Annotated in this window: 8 protein-coding genes; 2 read left to right on the top strand and 6 right to left on the bottom strand. The window is 59.3% G+C overall.

The genetic code is table 11. The features are described from left to right. The first annotated feature begins 366 nt into the window (after positions 1-366). Complete coding sequence (locus PY650_RS35900) at positions 367-1,743, top strand: tyrosine-type recombinase/integrase (RefSeq protein ID WP_285884816.1); 1,377 nt, start codon at positions 367-369, stop codon at positions 1,741-1,743. Beyond that, on the top strand, positions 1,740-2,714 hold the full coding sequence (locus tag PY650_RS35905) for a hypothetical protein (protein WP_285884818.1): 975 nt from the start codon (positions 1,740-1,742) through the stop codon (positions 2,712-2,714). Before PY650_RS35900 ends, PY650_RS35905 begins: the two co-directional genes overlap by 4 nt. Before the next feature lie 32 nt (positions 2,715-2,746). Here the strand turns inward: PY650_RS35905 and PY650_RS35910 are convergent, their stop codons facing one another. The 6 genes from PY650_RS35910 to PY650_RS35935 all read right to left on the bottom strand — a co-directional run bounded on the left by PY650_RS35910 (position 2,747) and on the right by PY650_RS35935 (position 5,782). Beyond that, positions 2,747-3,022 (bottom strand): helix-turn-helix transcriptional regulator, encoded by a 276-nt coding sequence (locus PY650_RS35910; RefSeq protein WP_285884820.1) that lies wholly within the window; start codon positions 3,020-3,022, stop codon positions 2,747-2,749. 104 nt (positions 3,023-3,126) lie between these two features. Beyond that, entirely contained in the window at positions 3,127-3,777 is a 651-nt protein-coding gene (locus PY650_RS35915; RefSeq protein ID WP_285884822.1) for a hypothetical protein, read from the bottom strand. Then, positions 3,774-4,298, bottom strand: a complete 525-nt coding sequence (locus PY650_RS35920; protein ID WP_285884824.1) for a helix-turn-helix domain-containing protein — start codon at positions 4,296-4,298, stop codon at positions 3,774-3,776. Before PY650_RS35920 ends, PY650_RS35915 begins: the two co-directional genes overlap by 4 nt. Before the next feature lie 242 nt (positions 4,299-4,540). Further along, positions 4,541-4,705: a hypothetical protein gene (locus PY650_RS35925; RefSeq protein ID WP_285884826.1), complete on the bottom strand. Its 165-nt coding sequence runs from the start codon at positions 4,703-4,705 to the stop codon at positions 4,541-4,543. A gap of 261 nt (positions 4,706-4,966) precedes the next feature. Continuing rightward, positions 4,967-5,449: a group II intron maturase-specific domain-containing protein gene (locus PY650_RS37260; RefSeq protein WP_349644552.1), complete on the bottom strand. Its 483-nt coding sequence runs from the start codon at positions 5,447-5,449 to the stop codon at positions 4,967-4,969. Between the two features lie 39 nt (positions 5,450-5,488). Further along, positions 5,489-5,782 (bottom strand): reverse transcriptase domain-containing protein, encoded by a 294-nt coding sequence (locus PY650_RS35935; RefSeq protein ID WP_285884829.1) that lies wholly within the window; start codon positions 5,780-5,782, stop codon positions 5,489-5,491. Positions 5,783-5,888 lie beyond the last annotated feature (106 nt).

A 5,888-nucleotide genomic window follows, 5' to 3' on the forward strand; every position in this document is an offset into this window, starting at 1 on the left:
CGCTTAAGCGTGGGGCTCGGCTCCGGCCTATCCAGAGCAACCCCCGAATTCAGCTTACCGCGGGGGCGGGCCACCTTCATCCCAGGAACATACGGTCTACCATGTTGGGCCCATGTTGGGCCCCGTAGAAATTCTATAATAAAAACAATGAAATGGTGGGCCCGGAGGGACTCGAACCCCCAACCAAGCGGTTATGAGCACTGTGGTCAGCCGGTACCAGGCGGTATCATTTGGTAACATACGGTACTAACCACTTGAAATCATTGACTTCAATGTGGTCGAGGGGTTTAATTCCCGACGGGCGGCTGAAACACGTCCGTTCCGCGGCTTTGCCGACCATCGCGCTGCCCAAACTGGAGCACGGCAATGAAAAGAGCGCGCATATTGGATGAGGAAAGGATCGAGAGAGAGAAGCCCACACAGTCCGGGAGGCGACGCGACGTCCACGACGGCGAGGTCGCCAATCTTGTCGTCAGGGTGGGCACGCGGAGGAAAGTGTTCGTGCTGATGACCAGGTTCCCCGGCGACGTCAGGACGACCCGCAGGAAGATCGGCGAGTTTCCGAAAATCTCACTGGAGGCGGCGCGGGCAACCGCGCGCGCATGGAACGAACTGATCAAACAGGGGATCGACCCGGCGGAAGAGAAGACGCGCACGGAGCGGGAGAAGCGCCTCGAGGAGCGGAGGGTCTTTCGCTCCGCCCTCGTTGATTTCATCTCCTGGTTGCCCGATCGGCGATATACGCGGCACGTGCTGGGCGACATCGCCGTGATCCGTCGGACCCTTCTCGACAATCCAGAGGCCGCCGAAACGCTAACAAAGCCCGTTGCCGAGGTGACGCGAGAGGACCTCGGTGTAATCATCGAGAACCTCAGCTGTCGAACAATGAGCCAAGCCTATCTGCTCTTCAAGCATCTCCAGGCGTTCTTCAGGTGGGTCAAGGCACCACTCCGTTGCGGGCACTACGGAATACTCGTAGATCCGCTGGAAGGCCTGAATCCCGAAGACCTCGAGCTTTGGAAGAACGCTCGGCTGCATGTCTTGGAGCCATGGGAGTTGCGGGCGTACTGGCAGGCAGCAGAGGAAATGCCGTATCCATACGGACCGTACTTCAAAGTCCTGCTGCTGATCGCCGAGCGGAGGACCGCGGTCGCGGGGATGCGCTGGTCGGAGCTGGACCCCGCGACAATGCTCTGGAGAGCGCCTCCCATTAGAGTCAAGGGCAAGCTCGTCGAACATCTTGTCCCGCTTTCGGACCAACTGATGGAGTTGCTCGCCGACATCCACCGCAGCCTGCCGCCGGGACACGGTGACTACGTGTTCAGCTCGAGCCACGGGCAATCGCCGATCAAGGGCTTCGGTGGGGCGACCAATACTCTCCGCGCCAAGGCCGAGGCGGCCTTGCGGGAGATCGATTCGACAAAGGTCATGCGGCATTTCGTGCTGCACGATGACCGGCGGGTCGACCGCACGGCGCTATCGGCTCTGGACGTTCCCAGCGATGTGGCCGAGGGAATCCTCAACCACAGCAAGAAGGGAATAGAGGGGCTGTATGACCAGTACCGTCAAATTCCACAACGACGAAAGGCTATGGCGAAGCTGCATGACCGGCTCGGCGAAGTGGTCGAGGGTTCCAAGGGCGATTTCTGGGACGACGAACCCGCGGGCGGTTCATGGGAGGAATTCCACCGCCCCGCGCAGGCGGAGGAAGCCGAGCAGACAACGCAAGGGAGGCGGCGATGACCACGATCACCCGCGACGAGCTCTACGCGTTGGTCTGGAGCGTCCCTGGCGTCGAGGCAGCAACGCGTCTGAAAATCACCGACAGCTACCTCGGCCACGTCTGCCGGGCTTTGGAAGTTCCAAAGCCTTCGCGCGGTTATTGGAGAAGTCGCGATACCGACAACGCCGGCGCCGTGCCCGAGCTCCCCGCAGCGGGCCCGGGTACGCGACGGTCGTGGAAGAAAGGGGATGCCATAGGGTTTGCGCGCCGCCGCAGGCCGAAGAAGTTGAAGCTCTCCGCGCCCCAGAAGGAACGGCCGGTCCTCGCACCTAGAATGAAAGATGGGTCGCACGAACTGGTGCGGCGAGCGGAAGATGACTTCCGGACGGCTCAAACCGGTTCCGACGGTTATTACCTCAAGCCACGCCGGAAGCTCCTCGTTGATATCGTGACGTCGGCAGTGGGGCTGGATAGCTGCCTGCGGTTCGCGAGCGCGCTGTACAACCGACTCGAGGAGTCTGGCCACCCCGTCGAAATCGCGACCGGTTCTGAAATCCTTATCCGCGTCGATATCGACAACTACGACGAGGCTGTTAAGCCTGATCCGGCGCGACCGGACAGCCCGCTTCCGTGGACACCGCTTCGGCCGACCGTGGTCCACATCGCGGGTGTTCCGCTCGGCCTTTCGCTCGTGGAGGTCAGCGAGAAACAGCATCTGGCATATGCGGGCGACGGAAATTTTGTTCCCGCCTCGCAATTCAACAGGGCCGAATTCGTTGGCTACACATGGAAGACGTATCGGAAGATGCCGAGCGGCAGATTGAAGCTTACTGCCTACAGCCCGTTTTACGACGTTCCCTGGCGGCACCATTGGATCGAGGGGCCGAAATCCCCACTGGAGGGCAGATTGGACGAAATCGTGGCCGTCTTGAAGGCCGCCGCGATCGACCTCTCGCTGAGACTCGAAAAAGCCGGCCGCTTCTTTACCTGAGCGGCACAGGTAGAGGGCGGCTCGGCCGCCCTCTATCCGTCATTTCCGTCGTCGTGATTGTCATCGTCCGGCTCCGGCGGGTCGGGTTTCCACTTCCCCGCCTGATAGAGATGGATCACGTCTTTCGACCAGACTATGCGGCCGGGCGTGGGTTTCCGGCCCTCCGGGAACAATCGCTTCTTGCGCAGCCGATAGATCGTCTGCCTGGAAAACGTCGTAAGCTCGCAGACCTCACGGTACGAATAGACGCCGTATGGATTGGAGATCGTGCGAGAGCTTTTCGGTCCGCGCGGGGGGCGCTTTGCCATGGCTGTCACCTTCCGATTTCGGTTACAGAGCGAGGAAAACACGGCGCGAGGGCGGAATCAAAAACGGCAATTAATGCAACGGAAAGGCCACCTAAAATTCGGAATCAGCCGCAAGACCGTTCCCGCTCGGATTCCCGATTTGCCCAATGGTGGGGCAGCAGCGGGACTTCTAAACATGCACGGCGGACGCCGAGGCCAATATACGAGATTCGTCCCGACCTGAAGCTCAGAAACTCCACTCCGCTGTCTACGAAGAAATCGCAGAGGCGATCGTGACCCTTCCTGGTGAAGGCCTGGCCGCGCTCGAGACTTCCTACCTGTCTTGGCGTCAGGCCCGCCTTCCTAGCAACCTCGCGCTCCTCAAGCCCCAGGAGCGCTCTTGCGGCAGAAAAGTTCACATCGGGCGGTACCGACGGCCGGAAACTCAAGTACACGTCCTTTAGTTTCCAGCATGCCCCCGACCCGTGAACCTCGTTTTTGTTCAGGTCGATCCTTCCCAGGAATTCTATGCCTTGCAGCTCGTAGTAATTCCGGAGTGCGCCGATCGACTTCAGCGTCGCGCCAACTCCCGACTCGCAAGCGGCCACCGATTTCCGGCACATCCCGATCGACGCCGCCAGTTCGGGTTGCGTGAGACCCAAGAGCGCCCGGGCCGCTCGCAGCGCATCTGGAGCGGCGTAGCCGACCGTAGTGGCGACCGACCCGGGCTGCGAGGTTCCAGGGTGCTTCTGCGGTGCCATCTCGCGGGTGATCATGGCCGGGCCGGATTGGATACGAATTCCGGCCCGGATGAATTCGGAGACCAGCGGACTCCTATGCCGAAATACCTGTTAGTAACCGGGTCGCCCCAACCGACGAACTCGACACCGGAGCGTTCGTAGAACGTCAGTAGCGTTTGGTGTGACTCCTGCCAGGCCTTGCCAGATTCCAGGCTCTTGACGGTGGCTCGGCTCAAGCCGGTTAATTCAGCGATCTCATCCTGCTTTTTGTTCAATAACGCCCGCGCGGCCCGAAAGGACACCCGTGTGTCCTCAACGTGAAACGTCGCTTTCACGGCTTTGCTGATGTCCGGCGAATTCGGGGCCGACCACCTGGCTCCAGCGCGAGTGACCTCGTTTCCGATGGAGGCCTCACCCAGTAGCTCGATGCCCGCAGCGGCATAAAAATCAACCAATTCCAGGTTCGTGCTGATCCGCGAGGCCGAGGATTCGACAATGCTGAGATACCTGTGTGGCACGCCAGCAGCCTCGGCAGCGGCGCGCTGCGATAGGTTCAAAAGCGCGCGAGCGACCCGAAGGGCGTCGGGTGGGGCAGGTATCCTCATTCTCTCGAGAAGCCGGTCCCCCAAAAAAATGTCAATTGATACCGTATGAGATCTTTTATTATCTCATATGGCGTCTATTTGACTCCATACGACGATAAAAAAGAGGGCAATGATTCGAGAGGTTAAAAATGCAGTACGATGATTCGGTTGCTCGCCCTGGGCTTGAAACGCCAAGAGGGGTACTCGTCGAGAAGCTACGACGTCTCGACGATGACCTCGAAAACATCAATCGGTGCGCCGACGATAGCGTCGAAAGCGGCCATGGAAAGCAGGGTCTTGGAGATGCGTGCCCTGTTTGATCGGGCGTCCGATTGGATAGGCCAAGTGCGGGTGATGTCTTCTTCGGCTTTAGATCCCATGAGGAGTGAACAGCGGCCGACGCTCTGGCAGAGTGAGGTTGCATCAAAACACTCGCTCAGGAGGAGCAGTTTATGGAATCTGCATCCATTCATCCGACCGCTGTCCGCACGGATCTTGGCGCGATTTTCGTGTCATTGGAACTTGCCTGCCGCGTTGCGCCCCTGGCCAGGAGGGGCACGGTCGGGCGAGTAGGCCGGAGGAATCTCACCTCCAGCCTCTCTCAGAACCGGGCGTGAGGCTCTCACCTCACCCGGCTCCCATCAAGCGAGCTCCGTGCCATTACCAAGTTGCCAGTGTACGAACAGCTTTCGGTTTTCACGCGCAATCTTTGCAACAAAGAGACGCGCTTGCCCCAGGCGTTTGCGAAAGCGCTTATATTTCCGCTTAAACCAAACATAGAGGGTTTCGTTGATGTATCGCGCCATCGGATAGAGCGCCGAGCGCGAGTATTGCCCATAGTATGCGATCCATCCCCGAACGATCGGGTTTATCTCGCGGGCAATGTCATCCAACGTCACCTCCGTTCGTTTACGGAGTTTCAGGCTTCGAATCCTCTCCCGCATCGAGTTCAGCGCCGATGTGCTGACGGCCGGGGTAAATCCGCAAAACGTTTTCTGCGTAACTGGACCCTGGACGGATCGCGGACGAAAGCAATACCCGAGAAAGTCAAACTTGACGGTCTCGTGCCTACCCCTCCGTCGATCATCTTTGCAGTAGACGATTTTCGTTTTCGCGGGATGCATTTCCACTCGGCATTCCCGAAGACGAGCTGCGAGGGCTTCTCAGACGATCCGCGCTTCACTCTCGCTCCGGCAATGCACCAGTCCATCATCCGCGTAACGACACCACGGCAGGTCAGGGAATTGTCTGCCCATCCACACGTCGAATGCATAATGCAGGAAGAGGTTGGCAAGTATCGGGCTAACGACACCGCCTTGTGGCGTGCCGCAGTTTCGCTCGACGTTTGTCCCATCCTCCTTCCGCATTGGTGCTGTCAGCCATCTTTCGATGTAGAGCAGCGCCCAGGCACACGTTATGTGTTTGCGAACAGCCCGCAGCAGCAGGTCATGGTCAATATTATCAAAGGAAACGTCGCCAGACTACCCATCACCGGGATCTACCGACGTCGATAGCTGTTACCCGCTCGGGACACGCCTTCGAAGGGCGTGTTCTGCCGGTCGT

It is taken from the genome of Martinezella calliandrae, from assembly GCF_030272695.1.
GTDB lineage: Bacteria > Pseudomonadota > Alphaproteobacteria > Rhizobiales > Rhizobiaceae > Rhizobium > Rhizobium calliandrae.